This window comes from Streptomyces sp. NPDC107500 (assembly GCF_055582785.1).
Map to the genome: position 1 here is coordinate 981354 of NZ_JBVJPF010000003.1, position 18685 is coordinate 1000038.

17 protein-coding genes are annotated in these 18685 nt (G+C 72.8%); 8 read left to right on the forward strand and 9 right to left on the reverse strand.

Annotated features, from left to right (window positions below):
• Positions 1-265: 265 nt before the first annotated feature.
• From ACZ67M_RS16180 to ACZ67M_RS16190, 3 genes are all read right to left on the reverse strand, one after another.
• Positions 266-616 (reverse strand): MerR family transcriptional regulator, encoded by a 351-nt coding sequence (locus ACZ67M_RS16180; RefSeq protein ID WP_361353398.1) that lies wholly within the window; start codon positions 614-616, stop codon positions 266-268.
• A gap of 22 nt (positions 617-638) precedes the next feature.
• On the reverse strand, positions 639-1583 hold the full coding sequence (locus tag ACZ67M_RS16185) for an aldo/keto reductase (protein WP_469851288.1): 945 nt from the start codon (positions 1581-1583) through the stop codon (positions 639-641).
• A 104-nt stretch (positions 1584-1687) separates the two neighbouring features.
• A complete protein-coding gene (locus ACZ67M_RS16190) occupies positions 1688-3193 on the reverse strand; it encodes a SulP family inorganic anion transporter (protein ID WP_450732417.1) in 1506 nt (501 codons plus the stop codon).
• A gap of 247 nt (positions 3194-3440) precedes the next feature.
• Between ACZ67M_RS16190 and ACZ67M_RS16195 the strand changes: the two genes are divergently transcribed.
• From ACZ67M_RS16195 to ACZ67M_RS16205, 3 genes are all read left to right on the forward strand, one after another.
• The gene (locus tag ACZ67M_RS16195) at positions 3441-3908 is read left to right on the forward strand and encodes a MerR family transcriptional regulator (protein ID WP_361353410.1); all 468 of its coding nucleotides are present in this window, start codon (positions 3441-3443) and stop codon (positions 3906-3908) included.
• A gap of 77 nt (positions 3909-3985) precedes the next feature.
• On the forward strand, positions 3986-5215 hold the full coding sequence (locus ACZ67M_RS16200) for a cation:proton antiporter (RefSeq protein WP_469851290.1): 1230 nt from the start codon (positions 3986-3988) through the stop codon (positions 5213-5215).
• Between the two features lie 172 nt (positions 5216-5387).
• On the forward strand, positions 5388-7514 hold the full coding sequence (locus ACZ67M_RS16205) for an ATP-binding SpoIIE family protein phosphatase (protein WP_469851292.1): 2127 nt from the start codon (positions 5388-5390) through the stop codon (positions 7512-7514).
• Between the two features lie 51 nt (positions 7515-7565).
• Here ACZ67M_RS16205 and ACZ67M_RS16210 read toward each other — a convergent pair whose 3' ends face one another.
• Positions 7566-8024, reverse strand: coding sequence for a DUF4396 domain-containing protein (locus ACZ67M_RS16210; protein WP_392009553.1), 459 nt, complete (start codon positions 8022-8024; stop codon positions 7566-7568).
• Positions 8025-8274: 250 nt separating this feature from the next.
• Here ACZ67M_RS16210 and ACZ67M_RS16215 point away from each other — a divergent pair, with 250 nt between their 5' ends.
• From ACZ67M_RS16215 to ACZ67M_RS16230, 4 genes are all read left to right on the forward strand, one after another.
• A complete protein-coding gene (locus tag ACZ67M_RS16215; RefSeq protein WP_469851294.1) occupies positions 8275-9009 on the forward strand; it encodes a hypothetical protein in 735 nt (244 codons plus the stop codon).
• Between the two features lie 5 nt (positions 9010-9014).
• Positions 9015-10592 carry a hypothetical protein gene (locus tag ACZ67M_RS16220; RefSeq protein WP_392009548.1) on the forward strand — a complete coding sequence of 526 codons (1578 nt, stop codon included), beginning with the start codon at positions 9015-9017 and terminating at the stop codon, positions 10590-10592.
• Positions 10589-11317 (forward strand): nucleotide-binding protein, encoded by a 729-nt coding sequence (locus ACZ67M_RS16225; protein ID WP_361353428.1) that lies wholly within the window; start codon positions 10589-10591, stop codon positions 11315-11317. The genes ACZ67M_RS16220 and ACZ67M_RS16225 overlap by 4 nt, the downstream gene beginning before the upstream one ends.
• A 239-nt stretch (positions 11318-11556) precedes the next feature.
• Positions 11557-12990, forward strand: a complete 1434-nt coding sequence (locus ACZ67M_RS16230) for a macro domain-containing protein (RefSeq protein WP_392009545.1) — start codon at positions 11557-11559, stop codon at positions 12988-12990.
• Positions 12991-13082: 92 nt separating this feature from the next.
• Here the strand turns inward: ACZ67M_RS16230 and ACZ67M_RS16235 are convergent, their stop codons facing one another.
• From ACZ67M_RS16235 to ACZ67M_RS16255, 5 genes are all read right to left on the reverse strand, one after another.
• A complete protein-coding gene (locus tag ACZ67M_RS16235; protein WP_469851296.1) occupies positions 13083-14534 on the reverse strand; it encodes a sensor histidine kinase in 1452 nt (483 codons plus the stop codon).
• Positions 14535-15275, reverse strand: a complete 741-nt coding sequence (locus tag ACZ67M_RS16240; protein ID WP_361353437.1) for a response regulator transcription factor — start codon at positions 15273-15275, stop codon at positions 14535-14537.
• Positions 15276-15346: 71 nt separating this feature from the next.
• On the reverse strand, positions 15347-15958 hold the full coding sequence (locus tag ACZ67M_RS16245; protein WP_469851298.1) for an FMN reductase: 612 nt from the start codon (positions 15956-15958) through the stop codon (positions 15347-15349).
• A complete protein-coding gene (locus ACZ67M_RS16250) occupies positions 15955-17070 on the reverse strand; it encodes an LLM class flavin-dependent oxidoreductase (RefSeq protein ID WP_467320070.1) in 1116 nt (371 codons plus the stop codon). Before ACZ67M_RS16250 ends, ACZ67M_RS16245 begins: the two co-directional genes overlap by 4 nt.
• 85 nt (positions 17071-17155) lie before the next feature.
• On the reverse strand, positions 17156-17746 hold the full coding sequence (locus tag ACZ67M_RS16255; protein ID WP_469851299.1) for a TIGR03086 family metal-binding protein: 591 nt from the start codon (positions 17744-17746) through the stop codon (positions 17156-17158).
• Positions 17747-17825: 79 nt separating this feature from the next.
• Here ACZ67M_RS16255 and ACZ67M_RS16260 point away from each other — a divergent pair, with 79 nt between their 5' ends.
• On the forward strand, positions 17826-18680 hold the full coding sequence (locus ACZ67M_RS16260) for a DUF6597 domain-containing transcriptional factor (protein ID WP_469851301.1): 855 nt from the start codon (positions 17826-17828) through the stop codon (positions 18678-18680).
• The last annotated feature ends 5 nt before the right edge of the window (positions 18681-18685 follow it).

Sequence of the window (18685 nt, forward strand, 5' to 3'; positions counted from 1 at the left end):
TCTTCGGCTCGCCATCCGGCTTGGCCAGGGCAGGGTGACCGCGACCGGCGGCAGCGCTCGGCTCCGCCGGCGGCCTTGGCCGGTGCGGATCGTACGAGCCCGGGCCGAGTTCAGGTACGGCGGCGCGGTGATGCGAAGCCCCAGGTCAGCGCCCTCCCACCCCCAATCCCCGCACGCGTGGCAGGACTTCCTGAGCTGGGGTTTCGTGGCTTGAGCGAGGTCCTCGGGCTTCGTCTCTCCCCGACCGGACTCACGAACCGCCCTCTCAGCTGTAGTAGGCGATCTTGTCGTCGAGGACGTCCATGGCCCGGCGCAACGCCGCCACTCGCTGCTCCAGGCCGGCCCGGCGCTCACGGAGGAAGGTGACCCGGTCCTGCGCGGAATGCTCGGCGCGCAGGATGGTGACGAATTCCCGCAGGTCCGCGATGCCGAGGCCGGCGTCCCGGAAGCACGTGACAAGGCCGATCCAGAAGACGTCGTCCTCGGTGTACTCCCTGCGCCCACCGGGGGAGCGCCGGATCGGCCCGATCAGCCCTTCGCGCTCGTAGTAGCGCAGGGTGTCGAGGGAGACGCCGGTGCGGTCGGCCGCTGCTGCCGGGGTGAGGGGGGCGGTCACAGGGCTCCTTGTCCGACCGTGGCTACCGCGCTTCGGCGAAGCGCGCCAGGTGCTCGTCGCTCAGCCGCACACGACGTGCGGCGAGTGCCTCCTCGATCTGCTCCACCCGGCTCGCACCGACGATGGGATCGATCCCCCGGCGCATCAGCCATGCGAGGACGACCTGGTTCCTCGTGGCCGCCAGCTCGCCGGCCACCTCGTCCAGAACCGAAAGCACCCTGGTGGTACCGGGGTGATCATAGGTCTGTGGAAGCGGCTTGTCCGCGCGCACGTAGGAACCCCACATCAGCGAGCTGTACGACCACATGGTCAGCCCCTCCGACCGCGCGAAGTCCAGGTCCTCCTCGGTGAGCAGGCGATGCCCGCCCTCCGCGAGCGGAGTGAGTGGGCGCGGCTGGACAAGCGAGTGGCGCAATTGCAGGGCCGTCCACGGTTCCACGCCCTGTTCCCGGGAGAGTGACCGGGCGCGCTCGACGCGCCAGGCAGCGTGATTGGCCGCCCCGACGCGCAGAGCCGTTCCCTTCGTGACCAGGTCGCCGAAGGCGCCGACGGTCGCCTCCAGTGGCACAGTGCGGTCCTCGGCGTGCGCCCAGAGGAGATCGACGTGATCGACTCCGAGACGCCCCAGGCTCTCCTCGACACCCGTTCGTACGGCGGAGGCGGAAAGCCCTTCGGCGCTCTGGGGCCAGGCGTGCGGTACGAGCGGATTCTGCCGGACCTTCGTCGCGATGCGCACCGCGTCGCGCGCGCCGGGCCGGGATCGAAGCCACGAGCCGATGACCCGCTCGCTCGCACCGCCGACGCCACTCGAATCGGCCCAGAAGGAGTAGCAGTTCGCGGTGTCGAGCCAGACGCCGCCTCCGTCGACGAAGGAGTCGAGGATCGCGAAGGCTTCGTCCGGGCCGACGCGGGTGCCGAAGTCCATCGTTCCGAGGACGACCTGGGGGGCAGTGGTGTCGAGGTCCATGCCCTCCATCCTCAGATCTGGAGCGCGCTCCAGATCAAGTGCCTTTGGGGAGACGCTTCCAGACGCGGTCCCCGGCAGTGCCGGCCATGGCGGGCGTCTACGCGTCAGTGGCCGCCCGCCGGTTCACCCGTGAGCCTGCCGTGCAGGTCGGCGCTCGGGGTGTTCAGGCCGGTGATCCGGACGGTCTTGCCGCGCCGGGCGTAGCGGGATTCGACGGTGTCGAGGGCGGCGACCGAGGAGGCGTCCCAGATGTGGGCGGCGGAGAGGTCGATGACGACGTCGTCGGGGTCGCCCGCGTAGTCGAAGCGGTCGACGAGGTCGTTGGAGGACGCGAAGAAGAGCTCGCCCGTGACGGCGTAGACGACCTGGGTTCCGTCGGGGTCGGTGACGGCGGTGACGTGGGCGAGGTGGGCCACGCGCCGGGCGAAGACGACCATGGCCGTGACCGTGCCGACGACGACGCCGATCGCGAGGTTGTGGGTGGCGACCACGACGGCCACGGTGAGGGCCATGACGGCGATCTCCCCGGCCGGCATCCGCTTGAGGGTCTTCGGCGAGACGGAGTGCCAGTCGAAGGTGCCGAACGCGACCATGACCATGACGGCGACCAGGGCGGCCATGGGGATGTCGGAGACGACCGGGCCGAAGACGACGCACAGCACCATCAGGAAGGCGCCCGCGAGGAAGGTGGAGAGGCGGGTGCGGGCGCCGGACACCTTCACGTTGATCATCGTCTGGCCGATCATGGCGCAGCCGCCCATGCCGCCGAAGAAGCCGGTGACGATGTTGGCGACGCCCTGGCCGACGGACTCGCGGGTCTTGGAGGAGCGGGTGTCGGTGATCTCGTCGACCAGCTGGGCGGTCATCAGGGACTCCATCAGGCCGACCAGCGCCATGGCGAGGGCGTACGGGGCGATGGTGGTCAGGGTGTCCGGGGTGAAGGGCACGTCCGGCAGGCCGGGCACCGGAAGCGAGGAGGGCAGTTCGCCCTTGTCCCCCACGGTGGGCACGGCGATCCCGGCGGCCACGGTGATCACGGTGAGGATGACGATGGAGACCAGGGGCGCCGGGACGACCCGGGTGATCCTCGGGAAGAACACCATCAGCGCGAGCCCGCCGATGATCAGGGGGTAGACCGGCCAGGGCACGTCGCGCATCTCCGGCACCTGCGCCATGAAGATCAGGATCGCGAGGGCGTTGACGAAGCCGGTCATGACCGAGCGGGGGACGAAGCGCATGAGCCTGGCGACGCCCACGGCACCGAGGACGATCTGGAAGACGCCGGCCAGGATGACGGTGGCGACCAGGTACCCCAGGCCGTGTTCGCGGTTCACGGGGGCGATGACCAGGGCGACCGCACCGGTCGCCGCGGAGATCATCGCGCGGCGACCGCCGACGATCGAGATGGTGACGGCCATCGTGAACGAGGCGAACAGCCCGATGGCCGGATCGACCCCGGCGATGATCGAGAAGGAGATCGCCTCCGGGATCAGCGCCAGGGCGACGACCAGCCCGCCGAGGACCTCGGTGCGCCAGACCCGGGGGTCGTTCAGCCAGTCGGGCTTGAGGGCGCGCAGCCGCGCGGCGGGGCTGACAGCGGCAGAAGACAAGGAGATACGTACCTGTCGTGCTCGGGCACACCCCGTGCGGGACCGGGGTGTGCGGAAGGGGCGTGCGGGGCCGGGCGGCTGCGAGAATCGGCTCTTCGCCGGGGGCGTCATCGGTCCCGGAGACAGCGGTGCGGGAGCGGCCGGGCCGCCCTCACCGACCACAACTCTACCCTGACGTTAGGGTAGAGATGGGCGAGGTCCATGGCGGGCGCCGCCCGCCATGACACGAAGGGCCAGGTCACAGGGCGTGGACGACAGGCACATGCAGATCGGTGAAGTCGCCGAGCGGACCGAGCTGTCCCTGCGCACCATCCGGCACTACGAGGACACCGGGCTGGTCATCCCCTCCGCCCGCTCCCAGGGCGGCTTCCGTCTCTACACCGAGCAGGACGTCGCCCGGCTCATGGTCATCCGCCGGATGAAGCCGCTCGGCTTCACCCTGGACCAGATGCGCGACCTGCTCTCCGCCACCGACCGCCTGGACAGCGGCGACCCGCTGGACGCGGGTGAGCGCGAGGCGCTGGTGGACCGTGTCCGCGGGTACGAAGAGGCGGCCACCGAGCAGGTCGAGAAGCTGCGCGTCCAGCTGCGCCGGGCGGAGGACTTCGCCGCGACCCTCCGGGGACGCCTGCCGGAGTCGGCTCCCCCGCCCGCGCAGACCCCGGCGGAGGAGACCCCGGCCGCGGAGAACCCTCCGACGGAGTACATGCGGTAGTCCGCGCCCGTCCGCCGGGCGAGGCTGGCAGCGGGCCGTCGTACGGCCGGCCTCCGCACTCCGCCGGTGAGGGAGACATGACCCATCCGGGCACGCTCGTGCTGATCATGGGCATCGCCGTGCTGGCCCCGCTGCTCGTGTACGCCACCGGGCGACGGGTGCGGGTGCCGCTGGTGATCTTCGAGATCGGGCTGGGGATCCTGGTCGGGCCGGACGTGCTCGGGTGGGCGCGGCCCGACGAGGTCGTCGACACGCTCGCCGATCTGGGGCTGTCGATGCTGATCTTCCTGGCCGGGTACGAGATCGACTTCGCGGCGGTGCGCGGGGACACGCTGCGCCGCTCCGTGCGGTCCTGGCTGCTGTCGCTGGTCCTCGGGATCGGTCTGGCCCTTCTGATCAGCGGCGGGGACGTGTTCGAGGCGTTCGTCATCGGTACCGCGCTGACCAGTACGGCGCTCGGCACCGTACTGCCGATGCTGCGGGACCGCGGGGAGCTGCGCGGGCGGTTCGGGACGGTGGTGTCGGCGTTCGGGGCGGTCGGCGAGTTCGGGCCCGTGGTCGCCGTGGCGCTGCTGCTCAGCGGGCGCCGGCCGGCCGAGTCGGCCGCGCTGCTCGCCGCGTTCGGGGCGGTCACGGCGCTCGCCGTCTTCTGGGCGCTGCGTCCGCGGCCGCCCTGGTTCGGCCGGCTGACCGAACGGACCCTGCACAGCAGCGCCCAGTTCGCCGTGCGGTTCGTGATGCTGCTGCTGGCCTGCATGCTGGGCCTCGCCGAGGTCTTCGGGCTCGACGTGCTGCTGGGCGCCTTCGCGGCCGGCGTCCTCACCCGCCTCGTCCTGCACCGGGCGGCGCCCGACAGCAGCGGGGAGGTCCTCGGCAAGGTGGAGGCCATGGGGTTCGGCTTCCTCGTGCCGCTGTTCTACGTCGTCACCGGCATCGAGTTCGACCTGGACGCGCTGCTCCACGACCCGGGCGCCCTGCTGCTCGTACCGGGATTCCTGCTGCTGGTCCTGCTGGTGCGCGGCGTACCGGTGTATGTGCTGGCCCCCAAGGACCTCGGGCGGCCGGACCGGGCCGCGCTGGCCCTGTTCGCCTCCACGTGTCTGCCGCTGGTGGTGGCGATCACGACCATCGGGGTGGACCAGCGGCTCATCGGCTCCGACGAGGCGGCTTCCCTGGTCGGCGCCGCGATGATCTCCGTACTGCTGCTTCCGCTGCTGGCGACGCGGCTGCGCCGGGCCGGGGCGGACCGGGCTGGGGGACGGGGGCGGGGGCGGGCCGGGGTGCCCGATGACTCGGAGACGTGGTGACGGGGTGACCAGGCGATGTGGTGACGGGGCGACCGGGTGATGCGGTGGGGGCTGACGTGGGACGGGTGACGGGTCCGGCCGAGTTGCCGTACGGGGCCGATGCGAGAAGGTGAGGGGGAGATCCGCCAAGGGGCCGACCCGCCCAGGGAGCCGCCCCGCGAAGGGAGCTCGCGTGACAGGCGATCCCATCGGCGACACCGCGGTGCTCAACGCGCTGTTCGCCAACTCTCCCCAGGGTCTGTTCGTCTTCGACCCGGAGCTGAAGGTCACCCGCTACAACCCCACCGGCCGCTCGGTGCGGGACCTGCGCGCCGAGGACGTCATCGGGCACGGCATCGACGACTTCGCGTCGGGGTTCGAGCCGGGCGAGCTGAGGTCCCTGATCGACGAGGTGCTCGCGACCGGCGAACCGCTGCGGGGCCGGCTGGTTCGCGGGCGTTCCCTGTCCGGCGCGCACCGGAGCCTCGCCCTGGAGGTGTCCCTCTTCCCGCTGGAGACCCCCGGCGACGGCCGGCCCGGGCTGGTCTGCGTGGTCGAGGACGTGACCGAGCGGCAGGCCGACGCGGACCGGCTGGCGGTCCTGAGCGCGGTACACGCGGGCGTCGGCTCCACACTGGAGGAGCGGGCCACCGCCGACGAGCTGGTACGGGCGCTGGTGCCCGCCTTCGCCGACGTGGCCACCGTCGACCTGCTGGACGACGGCGGCGCGGGATCCGCCCGCCCGGCCGGTCCCCCGCCGCCGGGGGTGCCGCTGCGCCGGGTGGCCTTCGCTCCCCCGACCGCCGACGTGAGCAGGAAGCGGGGGGAGAGCCGGCGCTTCCCCTTCCCCACCCCGTACACGCAGGCCCTCAACGATCTGCGGGCCCGGCTGGTGCGGGTCTCGGCCCGTGAACCGTGGCTCGCGGCCGACCCGGACGGCTTCGCGCCGCTGCTCAGGACGGGCGTGCACTCCATGATCGTGGCCCCGCTGACCGCGCGGGACACCGTGCTCGGGCTGCTGACGCTGTACCGGCACCGCACCGACCCCTTCGAGGAGGCCGACCTGGACGTGGCCCGGCAGGCGGCGTTCACCGCGTCGGTGCACCTCGACAACGCGTGCAGCTACCGGCGCGAGCACACCGTCGCCGCCGCCCTCCAGCGCACGCTCCAGCCGGGCCGGATCCCCGGCCTCTCGGCGGTGGAGACCGCGCACGTCTACCTTCCCGAGAGCGCGGGCGGCGACTGGTTCGACGTCGTCCCCCTGTCCGGCACCCGCGTGGCCCTCGTCGTCGGGGACGTCGTCGGCCACGGCATCGAGGCGGCGGCCACCATGGGGCAGCTCCGCCTGGCCCTGCGCACCCTCGCCCTCCAGGACCTGGAGACGGACGAGTTGCTGACCCGCCTGGACGAGGTGGCCGCCCAGCTCGCGGACGCCTCGAAGGGGGCGGGGACCGAGGTGGCGACCTGCGCGGTCACCGTCTACAACCCGGTCTCCCGGCAGTGCACGATGGTCCGCGCCGGGCACCCCGCACCGGTGATCGTCGACCCCGACGGGTCCCCCCGGGCCGTGGACGTCCCCCAGGGACCGCCGCTGGGGGCGGGCGGCGGACACGTGTGCACGCCCGCCGTGGTGGAGCTGGAGCCGGGCAGCCTGCTCGCCCACTACACCAACGGCCTGCTCGTCGGCGACGGCCACGACCGCGCCTCGGGCCCCCGCCGCCTCGAACACATCCTCGCCTCCACCACCCGGCCGCTCCAGGAGCTGTGCGACACCGCCGTCTACCGCATGGCGCCCTCCCGCCACGACGACGCCGTCCTGCTGCTGGCCCGCACCCACGCGCTCTCCGCCGACCAGGTCGCCGACTGGACGCTGCCCTCCGACGCCTCCGTCGTGTCCACGGCCCGCCGTCTGGTGGACCGGCAGCTCGCCGCCTGGGAGCTGGACGAGGCGGCCTTCACCACCGGACTCGTCGTCAGCGAACTCGTCACCAACGCCATCCGGTACGGCGAAGGACCGGTGCGGCTGCGGCTCATCCACGACCGGGGCCGGCTGCTGACCGAGGTCACGGACACCAACAGCGCCAGCCCCCACGTGCGCCGCGCGCGGGAGAGCGACGAGGGGGGCCGGGGCCTGTACATCGTCATGCGGCTCAGCACGCGCTGGGGCGTCCGGCACGGCCGCCACGGCAAGACCATCTGGTCCGAACAGCGCCTCGGCGGCGAGCCACCGGGCGCGTCGGCCGCCGAGGACGAGTCGGCCGCCCCGGGCGCGTTCGACATGACGGACGTGATGGACGTGATGGACGCGGCGGACCTGTGACGCGCCGCCGGGCGGCCGTGCGAGGGCCACTCGGTGGTGGGCGTGCGCGGCTCAGTGGTGGGCGTGGGCGTGCGCGACGGCGTGCCCCTTGCCGCGGCCGATCATCCACTTGTTGACCGGCGTGGTGAGCACGAAGGCGACGGCGAGCCCGCCGAGCAGGGCGCCCCAGAACAGGCCGTCCGACAGGTGGGCGTCCATGGCGCCCGGCGTGAGGGCGATGATCCCGTTGTCGACCAGCTCCATCACCGCGATGGAGACGGTGTCGGCGGCCAGCGCGACCTTGACCGCGGACCTGAGGTCGAGGCCTGCCCGCACCACCGAGAACAGGGTGAAGGAGTAGCCGAAGAGGAACGCGAGCGCGATCGCCAGCGCCATGGTCGGCGCGTTTCCCCAGGCCAGGGCGGTACCGATGACCATGCCGAGGATCTCGCCGACGGCACAGCCGGTCAGGCAGTGCAGCGTCGCCCTGGCGGCGGTCCCCCAGGACGCGTGGTGGGCCACGTGATCCATGGCGTTCTCCCCTTCGCTCGGTGGATCTCGGTCGTCTGCGTCAACCATACCCCCCGGGGGTATATTCCCTCCAGGTCGGAGCACCCGCCTCCCCCATACCGGAAGCCGATCGGAAGCGCATCGGAACGCCGGAAATCTGGATCCGGAAGCGCCGTCCCTGATCGGATCGGTCGATGCACAAGGCACATCGGCCCACTCGGGGCGCGTGCCGTATCCGCCCGTCCGGATACCGGCGGCAATGAGGTGACAGATGAGTAATACCCGCGTTCCGCCCGGCGCCCGTGGTTCCTACCCGGCACCGAGCCTCGCACTCACGCCCGGCCAGATACGCAACCAGGCCCTGACCGTCATCGCGATCCCGTTCGTCCTCATAGTCGTGCTGGCCGTCGTGCTCGCCACGGCCGGCCGCGACGACGGGGCCCCCGCCACCGACGACTTCTACGGCAGCGGAGCACTGCCCGACTGGGGTTCCGGCACCTCGGACGACGGGACCTCCGACAGCGACACCTACGACGACGGCACGTACGACGACGGCACCAGCCCCGACGGCTCCGGCGGCACGACCGGCGACGACACCGGCCTGTGGGGCGACGGCACGACCGACGACCCGTACGACCCGTACGGCGACGGCACGGACGGCACCGCCACCGACGACCCGGCGGACGACCCCTCCGACGACTCCGCCCTCACCGACGGGGACGGGCCGGAGGCGACGGTGACCGCGTACTTCGAGGCCATCAACAACCGCGACTTCGCGACCGCCTGGGAGCTGGGCGGCAAGAACCTCGACCCGGACTACGACCACTTCGTCGCCGGCTTCGAGACGACCGACCGCGACGACGTCACCGTGGACTCGACGACCGGCGACGAGGTGTCCGTCACCGTCGTGGCCTGGAACACCGACGGCACCTCGGCCACCTTCGAGGGCACCTACACGGTGAGCGACGGCGTCATCACCGCAGCGGACATGCGGGAAGGGAACTGAGGACCATGACCACCCACGCCGCCCCGCCGCCCCCGGACGCGACCAGCAACGTCACCCGCCTGCTCTGCGCCGGCACCTACCTCGACCCCGTCTACCGCAAGGCGGTGATCCGGGAGCTGCTGACCCACTCCTACCGGATGGTGGCCCCCTCCTACGGCTACGACGCCGCCCCCGTGCTCGCGCACGCCCTCGCCGCCCACAACCTGCGCCGCAACCAGCTGGCCGCCCTCGGCGCGGGCACCGCCGTCGTCGTACTGCTGCTCGCCACGGGGCTGCTGAGCGGGCTCGGTGCGGCGCTGCTGTTCTTCTGGGTCGCCTGGGCCACGATGTTCCTGCGCCGCCTGGCCATCCTCCAGACCCTCGCCGAGCACCTCGCGCCGGCGTCGGAGGGCCGCCCGGGATTCGACGGCGCCTATCCGATGACCACGCGCTTCACCCCGGAGCTGGTCGGCAAGATCAACCGGCAGCAGGCCTCCGACACGGTCTACTACGGCGGCTACAAGCCGTTCGTCGGCGCCGGAAGCTCCATCCGCCGCTGGGCCAACGCCGAGCTGCTGCTGGGCGCCCCGGTGTCCCGCAACGGTGTGCTCACCGGCCCGGGCGGGCTGCTCAACGGGCACTTCCCCGCCCAGCACGGCCCGGTCGACGGCGCGGGTGACCACGCCCCGGCCGAGCGCAAGCCGATCATCCCGTTCACCGTCGAGGACATCACCGGGCGCGTCAGCGAGCAGATGCTCGCCGAGCTGCGCGACAAGCCCGCGCCCAGCGACCGGATCCAGCTGCTCTCCGTCGACCGGCGCAGGTTCACCAAGGCGGTCCGGACGGCCGAGGGCGGCGACTCCGTCGCCGTACTCCTGGACGTGCCCGACCCCGAGGTCGGCGACGAGCACTGGCGGGAGGACTACGACGCGCGGCGCGAGTACCTGTGCATCCGCATCGGCGCCTGGCAACAGGAACTGGTCACCTCGGTGTTCATCGGCTTCGACATCAAGGGCAGCACCCTGCACACCGAGTTCTACACCTACGTGCTCGGACCCGTGCCGGAGAGCTTCCACCTCGCCGACCGGCTGCCCGCCACCATCGACGGCCGGCTCATGCTGCGCATCGCCTGGGACGTGACCCGCAGCGCGCCCGGCGAACTGCTGCGCCTGGTCTTCAACCCGCTGCGGGAGCGGCTGCCCAGCCGCTTCGGCACCGACACCGTACGCACCCTGGTGAGCCAGCCCAACGACACCAGCGAGTTCCGGCTTGGCCGCTACGCGCTCACCTCCGTGGACTGCGGCGCGCTCACCAGCGTCCGCGAACTGGCGCCCGGCAACGACTTCCACCACTTCTTCCAGGAGTCGGACGCGATCAAGTACATCCAGATCATCGAGCGCCACCTGCTCCAGATCGTCGGTGACTTCCTGCGCGACCACGACGTCGACACCCGCGAGCACGACGCGAACCAGACCAACATCCTCCAGCAGAACTTCGGGGCCAACAGCACCAACAACTTCGGCGGCAACCAGAGCGTCGGCAACAACGGCACCCAGACCTTCGGCAACAACTCCGGCATCACCAGGGAGGCACGACCGGCATGAGCGCCCAGAAGTTCCAAGGCAACGAGTTCGGCCAGGGCAGCACCAACAACTTCGGGGGCAATCAGAGCGTCGGCAACGGCGGCACCCAGACCTTCGGCGACAACTCCCCGGTGCACCCCGCACCGTCCGGGCACCCGTACGCCGACGGCGTCCGGCGCAACGCGGTGCCGATGCCCTCGGACGCCGACCGGGCCCGGAGCGTCTTCGTCGTGCACGGCCGGGACGACCAGGTGCGGCGGGAGATGTTCGAACTGCTGCGCCGGCTCGACCTGCGCCCCAAGGAGTGGGAGGACCTGGTCCAAGCGACCGGGCAGGCGTCACCCTTCCTCGGTGACGTGGTCGCCGGCGCCCCGGCGCAGGCCCAGGCGGCGCTCGTGCTGCTCACCCCGGACGACGTCGTCAGCCTCCACCGGGACCTGCGGGGTCACAACGAGCCGGAGTACGAGACCCGGCATGTGTGCCAGCCGCGCCCGAACGTGCTGATCGAGCTGGGCATGGTGCTGATGGCGTACCCCGAGCGCACCCTGATCGTCGAGGTGGGCAGCCTGCGGCCGATCGCCGACATCGCGGGGCGCAACGTCATCCGCTTCGACGGCTCCGGGACGGCGCTCGGCAAGATCGTGGAACGGCTGAAGCTGGCGGGCTGCACGGTCAACGACACCGGTTCGGACTGGCGCCACACCTACCCGTTCCAGCACCTGTCCGCCTACCACCGCCGGCCGTAGCCCGGCGGATCCGCGCGCCGCTCGGGGGACCGGCGCAGGCGGCCCCCGGGACGCGTCCCGCACGTCGGAACGCGTCCCGGGGGCCGACCCTTGCCCGCCGCCGTCGGATCCCACCCCGTCCGGTGCGCCACCCGAACCGCCCGAATCCCCAACTCCCCCAAACGGACAATTGATACGCTGCCGAAACCTCCCCCGTGACCACTGGGCGGAAGAGGGCGAAACGAGTGGAGACCACTTGTATGGCGCGCATCCGTGTGAGGGTCCTGGGCCCGGCAGGTCTCGAAATCGACGGCGAACCGGCCCGGTTGACTCCGTTGACGACACGGCTGCTGGTCCGGCTGGTGGCGGCGGAGGGAGAGTCCGTACCGGTCCGCACGCTGCACCGCGACGTGTGGGCGGTGGGCGGCGAGCAGCCGCACCAGTCCGGGCGGCACCGCAACGAGGTGCAGAAGCGCGTCCTCGAACTGCGCCGCGCCCTCGACCCCGCCCAGAACGGTGACGGCGCCCGGGTGCTGCGCACCGAGCAGCTGCTGGCCGCACCGGCGCCCGAGACCGCGTACCGGCTGGTGCTCACGCCCGAGCAGCTGGACTGCGCGGAGTTCACCGACCTGGTCAACTCGGCGCTGCTCGCGGCGCCCGCGTCGGCCGCCGACCGGCTGGCGGCGGCGCTGGCCCTGGTCCGCGGCCGTCCCCTGGCCGAGGCGGGCGACGAGGACTTCGCCCGGCCGCTGGTCCGCCGGCTGCTCGCGCTGCGCGAGACGGCCCGCCGCCAGCTGATCCGCAGCCGGATGGACCTGGGCCGGCACGACCTCGCCCTGCCGGTCGCCCAGCAGATGGCCCGGGAGCGGCCGGACGACCAGGACGTCGCCGAACTGCTCGGCTCGCTGCGGGCGCGGCTGCGGGAGCGGCACGGGCAGGAACTGCTGCGTCAGCCCGTCCCCGGCGCCGGAGACCTGGTGGTGGTGCGCGGCGACCTGTTCGACCAGGAGGACGCCAATCTGGTGGTCGGGTTCACCGACACCTTCGACACCGCCACCGAACAGGACCTGGTGATCAGCCGGGACAGCGTGCAGGGGCAGCTGGTGCAGCGGCTGTTCGGCGGCGAGCGCAAGCTCCTCGACGACCGGATCCAGGCCGGGCTGCGGGGTCTCACCCCGCTGCGCACGGAGCGGCCCCAGGACAAGCCGCGCGGCCGCCGGGTCCGCTATCCGCTCGGCACCACCGTGCCGCTCACGGTGGACGGCCGCCGGGTCTTCGCCGTGGCCTACTCCCGGCTCGGCAACGACCTCGTCGCCCGTTCCGGACCGGCCGACCTGCGGGCGAGCCTGGACACCCTCTGGCCGGCCGTCGCCCGGTACGGCATGTACAAGCCGGTGGCGATCCCCCTGATCGGCTCCGGCCTCGCCCGGATCGTCGAACTCGACCGCACCCAGCTGCTCTTCATGATCGTCGAGAGTTTCGCCGCGCACTGCCGCCGGGACCCGGCCACCGCCCCCGAACTGCGCGTCGTGATCCGCCCGGCCGACCTCGAACGCACCGACCTGTCCGCCCTCGGCACCTTCCTGCGCACCTGGGGAGCGCCGGGCACCAGCACCGACGTCGGCGCCGGCACCGGGACCCGCGACACCGGTGCCGGCGCCGGCGACAGCGGTGGGGCCCAGGGCCACCGGTGACGTCGGCATGGGCCCAGCGCACCAGCACGCCCGCTTCCGGCACCAGCGGCGATCCGCTTCCGAAGCGCTTCCGACGCGGGGCCGGGGGGACCCTAGGGGTGCCGGCCCGCTCCCCCCGCCGCGTCCCGCGCACCGCCCGCCGACGACGGGACCACCGTGAAGCCGATCACCGTGCCGCCGCCGTCCCGCCGGTACGCGAACGGAGCGCCCCCGTGGGCCAGGGCGACCTCGCGCACGATGGACAGGCCGAGGCCCGAACCGGGCCGTGAGCGGGCGTCGGCGGCGCGGTAGAAGCGGTCGAAGACGCGGGTCAGGTCGGCGTCGGCGATGCCGGGGCCGCGGTCGAGGACCTCGACGCGGATCGGGCCCGGCCGGGCGGGTCCGGCGACGGCCACCTCGATGGGGCCGGTGCCCTCCGGGTCGAACTTCGCCGCGTTCTCGACCAGGTTGGAGAGCGCGCGGGTCAGCATCGCGGGCCGCCCCTCGGCCGTGGTCTCGCCGCAGACGCGTACGTCGATCTCGCGGCCGGTGCGGCGCCGGGCCAGCGCCGCCACGTCGTACGCGAGGTCCGCCAGGTCGACCGGCTGCGGGGGCTCGCCCGCGGACTGGCCGGCCGCCAGCTCGACCAGTTCGTTGACCAGGTCGGTCAGCTCCCGGGCCTCCTGCCCCAGGTCGGCCACGAGTTCCTCCCGGGCGGCGGGCGGGAGTTCGTCGATCCGGCGCAGCAGCGAGATGTTGGTCCGCAGCGAGGTCAGCGGTGTCCGCAGCTCGTGCCCGGCGTCCTGGACCAGGCGCCGCTGGTCCTCCTCGGACTGGGCGAGGCGGCCCAGCATCAGGTCGAAGGCGCGGCCGAGGCGCCCCACCTCGTCGGGTCCGGTGACCGGGACCGGGACGCCGAGCCGGCGGGTGCGGGCGACGTTCTCGGCGGCGGAGGTGAGGACCACCAGACGCCGGGTGATGCGCCGGGCCAGCCACCAGCCGAACAGGCCCGCGGCGAGCACCACCGCGGCCATCAGGACCAGCGTCCGGCGCTGCAGGGCGCGCAGCAGGTCCTCGGTGTCGCTGAACTCCTGCGCCACCTGCACCGCGCCCCGGCCGCCGCCGAGGGAGACGGTCGCCACCCGGAAGACGTCGGTGCCGACGTCGACGTCGTCGTGCTGGACCACCCGCCCGGCCTCGGCGGCACCGGCGGCCCGCCGGTCGGCGCCGGTCACCGGCAGCCGGGGCTCGGCCGGGTCCAGGACCGCGCCGTCCGGCCCGAGGACCTGTACGTCGGTGCGGGCGGGGCGCACGATGTCGTGGCCGGGCGCCGAGGAGGAGAAGTCGCCCGGCGACAGCCGCAGCCGGCGCACCTCGGCCCGCAGGTCCCGCGCGGCCTGTTCGAAGACGGACTCCTGGTCCACCCGGACCAGCCGGGCCGCCGCGTTGTAGGAGAGCCCTCCGACGAGGACCGTGACGACGGCGGTGATCGTCGCGAAGGACACCGCGAAGGTGGTCCGCAGCGACAGCAGACGGGGCCGGCGCCCGAGCGGTGAGGCGCCCACTCAGTCGGCCCGCAGGACGTAACCCACACCGCGCACGGTCTGGATCAGCTGCGGGGCGCCCGGCTGGTCGAGCTTGCGGCGCAGGTAGCCGACGTAGACGGCGAGGTTCTTGGAGCCGGGACCGAAGTCGTAGCCCCAGATGCGGTCGTAGATCGTGGAGTGGTCGAGCACGGTGCCCGCGTTGCGGACCAGCAGTTCGAGGAGTTCGAACTCGGTGCGGGTCAGCTCCAGCTCGCGTCCGTCGCGCCAGGCGCGGCGGGCCCGCGGGTCCATGCGCAGGCCGGCGGCCTGCGGGTACCGGTCGTCCGGAGCCTCCCCGGGCGCCGCGGCACGGTCGTCGGTGTCGGCCTCCGCGCGCTCGGCGGGGTCCGCGCGGTCCGTGCGCCGCAGCAGGGCGCGCAGGCGGGCGAAGACCTCCTCGACGTCGAAGGGCTTCACCACGTAGTCGTCGGCGCCCGCGTCCAGTCCCGCGATGCGGTCGGCGGTCTCCACCAGCGCGGTCAGCATCAGGATGGGGGTGGCGTCACCCTCGGCGCGCAGCTCCCGGCAGACCTGGAGGCCGTCGATGCCGGGCATCATCACGTCCAGCACCAGGACGTCGGGCCGGCCGCGGTGGGCCTGCGCCAGCGCCTCGACGCCGTCGGCGACCGCGGTGACCCGGTACCCCTCCAGGGTGAGGGCGCGCTCCAGGGCGTGCCGGATGGCGCGGTCGTCTTCGGCGAGCAGAACAGTCCGGGGCACCCGTCCAGTCTGCCAAGACCGGCGGCGCCCCGGCCGGACGGGCCCGGCTTCCGCCCGGGACCGCCCGGATGTCACCCGGCGGGCCGCAGCGCGGCGAGCCGCTGCTCGAAGGGCACGACCTCCTCGAAGGAGTCGCGCCGGGGCCCCGGCCGGGCGGCCGAGGACAGGCCCGTCATCAGCGCGGCCAGCTCGCCCGCGGCCCGCGCGGTCCGGCCGTCGAGCCCTTCGGCGCCCCAGTCCTCGGAGGCGGCGTACACCCCGGTGGGGACGACGACGGCCTTCAGGTACGCGAAGAGCGGACGCAGGGCGTGATCGAGGACCAGCGAGTGCCGGGCCGTACCGCCGGTCGCGCCGATCAGCACCGGCTTCCCGGCGAGGGCGTCCTCGTCGGTGACGCTCAGCGCGTCGAAGAACGACTTGAACAGCCCGCTGTACGACGCCGAGAACACCGGCGTGACCACGATCAGCCCGTCGGCCTCCGCGACCGCGGCGAACGCGTCGGCCAGCGGCGGCGCGGGGAAACCGTTGGTGAAGGGGTGCGCGATCTCCACGGCGAGGTCGCGCAGTTCGATCACCCGGACCTCCGCCGACGTCTGCCCGGCGGTGGCGGCGGCCAGCCGGTCGGCCAGCAGCCGGGTGGACGACGGGACGCTCAGTCCCGCCGAGACGACGACGAGCCTCATGCCCGTACTCCTTCCTCGCGGACGTCCTCGGGGGCGTTCTTGCGGGCGGCGGCCAGCAGGGACGCGTGGGTGGGCGCGTCCGGCACGTCCGCCGGACGGTCCTTGGCGAACTCCTTCCGCAGCACCGGCACGACCTCCTCGCCGAGCAGGTCGAGCTGCTCCAGGACGGTCTTCAGGGGCAGGCCGGCGTGGTCCATCAGGAACAGCTGGCGCTGGTAGTCGCCGGCGTAGTCGCGGAAGGCCAGCGTCTTCTCGATCACCTGCTGCGGCGAGCCGACCGTGAGCGGCGTCTGCTCGGTGAACTCCTCCAGGGACGGGCCGTGCCCGTACACGGGCGCCACGTCGAAGTACGGCCGGAACTCCCGCACCGCGTCCTGGCTGTTCCGCCGCATGAACACCTGCCCGCCGAGGCCGACGATCGCCTGCTCGGGGGTGCCGTGCCCGTAGTGGGCGTAGCGGGCCCGGTACAGCTCGACCATGCGCTTGGTGTGCTCGGCGGGCCAGAAGATGTTGTTGTGGAAGAAGCCGTCGCCGTAGTACGCGGCCTGCTCGGCGATCTCCGGCGAGCGGATGGAGCCGTGCCAGACGAAGGGCGCGACGCCGTCCAGCGGCCGGGGCGTGGACGTGAAGCCCTGGAGCGGCGTGCGGAACTGCCCCTCCCAGTCCACGGTGTCCTCGCGCCACAGGCGGTGGAGCAGGGCGTAGTTCTCGACGGCGAGGTTGATCCCCTGGCGGATGTCCTTGCCGAACCACGGGTAGACGGGTCCGGTGTTGCCGCGCCCCATCATCAGGTCCACCCGGCCGTCGGCCAGGTGCTGGAGCATCGCGAAGTCCTCGGCGATCTTCACCGGGTCGTTGGTGGTGATGAGGGTGGTGGAGGTGGAGAGGACCAGCCGCTCGGTGCGGGCCGCGATGTAGCCGAGCATGGTCGTGGGCGACGAGGGGACGAACGGCGGGTTGTGGTGCTCGCCGGTCGCGAACACGTCGAGCCCGACCTCCTCGGCCTTCAGCGCGATGGCGACCATGGCCTTGATCCGCTCACGCTCGGTCGGCGTACGGCCCGTGGTCGGGTCGGGCGTGACGTCGCCGACGCTGAAAATGCCGAACTGCATGGTCGCTCAACCTCCGGTTTGTTGACTCTTCAACTATACCCGGAGAACGGAGAACGACCAGGGACTATTCCCCCGTGCGGAACCCTCACCGCCAGTACGGATCCCGCCCCGTCCCCGCGAGCAGCCGCTCGAACCCCGACGCGCCCTCGGCCGGCTCGACCGGCACCCCGAACATGCCCATCGCCCTGGCCGTCGGCGCCAGCTCCGCCACCGCGCCCGCCAGCTCCGCCACGACCGCCTCGTCGGCACCCGGGTACTCCTGCCCCGTCGCCCGCGCCAGGTCCCACACGTGCACGGTCAGATCGAGCAGCGCCATCGAGCCGACCAGCCGCGCGGGCATGTCCATCCCGCCGGTCGTCCCCTCCTCGGCACCCGGCGCCGACCAGGCCGCCACCAACCGGTCCGCCTCGGCCACCAGCCGCTCCCGCCACTCGGGGCTCCCGGCGACCCGGTCCGGGGTCTCACCGAAGTCCGACGCCTCCTTCCGGGCCAGCCGCTGGAACTGCTCGATCACCTGGAAGAGGTGATTGACCAGCGACTTCACGTCGTACTCGGCGCAGGGCGTGGGAGCGCCGAGCGCCGCGTCCGAAACACCCCGCACCACCGGGACGGCCCGCTCACGCGCCCTGGCCAGCAGCTCACCGATGCCGTACGTCTTCACACCGTTCGTGTCCATGCTCCGACCGTAGGGACGGCCGGGGCCGCCCTTCTTGAAGAAACGCGACACCCGGGGAAGCGCGACGTACGATCCGGCCATGGAGGCACCCCGCCACGACACCCGCGGGATCGTCGACCCGACCGCGCTGCTCCACCACGTGCGATTCCGCCGGCACGCGCCCGCCGAGCCGCTGCGCCGGTACGTCGAGTGGTACTGGCTCATCGACTGGGACCTGCCCGCCCCCTACGCCTCCCACGTCGTACCGCACCCCTGCGTCAACCTCACCTTCCAGTGGGACGAGGACGAGGGCCCGCCCTACGCCGAGGTCACCGGCGTCGCGCTCGGCCTGTACACCCGGAAGCTGACCGGACGGGGCCGGGTCTGCGGGGCGAAGTTCCGGCCCGGCGGATTCCGGCCGTACACCCCGCGGACGCCGGTGTCGCGATGGACGGGGCACGCCCTGCCCGCCCGGGAGGTGTTCCCCCAGGTGACGGACGCCACGGCCGCCGCCGTCGTCGCCCCCGCCGACGACCGGGACCGGGTAGCCGCCCTCGACACCTTCCTGCTCGCCCTGGACTGTGCCCCGGACCCGCAGGCCGACCACGCCGTGGACCTCGTCGACCGCATCCGCTCCGACCGCACGGTGCGCCGCGTCGGCGACTTCGCCCGGGCGGAGGGAATGTCGGTGCGGGCCGTGCAGCGGCTCTTCGCGACCCATGTCGGCGTCAGCCCGAAGTGGGTCATCCTCCGGTACCGCATCCACGAGGCCCTGGAACGCGCCGGCACCCGCACCGGCATCGACTGGGCCGCCCTCGCCGCCGAGCTCGGCTACGCCGACCAGGCCCATCTGGTGCGCGACTTCACGGCGACGGTCGGGGTACCGCCGACGGCGTACGCGGCGGAGTCGGATCCGGCCGGCCCCGGAGACCCGGACGGCGGCGTGCGAAGCTGACGGCC

Coding starts and splice junctions, on each gene's coding strand:
- ACZ67M_RS16185 (WP_469851288.1), bottom strand. CDS start 1,583: ATGGACCTCGACACCACTGCCCCCCAGGTCGTCCTCGGAACGATGGAC.
- ACZ67M_RS16200 (WP_469851290.1), top strand. CDS start 3,986: ATGACCCATCCGGGCACGCTCGTGCTGATCATGGGCATCGCCGTGCTG.
- ACZ67M_RS16210 (WP_392009553.1), bottom strand. CDS start 8,024: ATGGATCACGTGGCCCACCACGCGTCCTGGGGGACCGCCGCCAGGGCG.
- ACZ67M_RS16215 (WP_469851294.1), top strand. CDS start 8,275: ATGAGTAATACCCGCGTTCCGCCCGGCGCCCGTGGTTCCTACCCGGCA.
- ACZ67M_RS16220 (WP_392009548.1), top strand. CDS start 9,015: ATGACCACCCACGCCGCCCCGCCGCCCCCGGACGCGACCAGCAACGTC.
- ACZ67M_RS16225 (WP_361353428.1), top strand. CDS start 10,589: ATGAGCGCCCAGAAGTTCCAAGGCAACGAGTTCGGCCAGGGCAGCACC.
- ACZ67M_RS16230 (WP_392009545.1), top strand. CDS start 11,557: ATGGCGCGCATCCGTGTGAGGGTCCTGGGCCCGGCAGGTCTCGAAATC.
- ACZ67M_RS16245 (WP_469851298.1), bottom strand. CDS start 15,958: ATGAGGCTCGTCGTCGTCTCGGCGGGACTGAGCGTCCCGTCGTCCACC.
- ACZ67M_RS16250 (WP_467320070.1), bottom strand. CDS start 17,070: ATGCAGTTCGGCATTTTCAGCGTCGGCGACGTCACGCCCGACCCGACC.
- ACZ67M_RS16255 (WP_469851299.1), bottom strand. CDS start 17,746: ATGGACACGAACGGTGTGAAGACGTACGGCATCGGTGAGCTGCTGGCC.
- ACZ67M_RS16260 (WP_469851301.1), top strand. CDS start 17,826: ATGGAGGCACCCCGCCACGACACCCGCGGGATCGTCGACCCGACCGCG.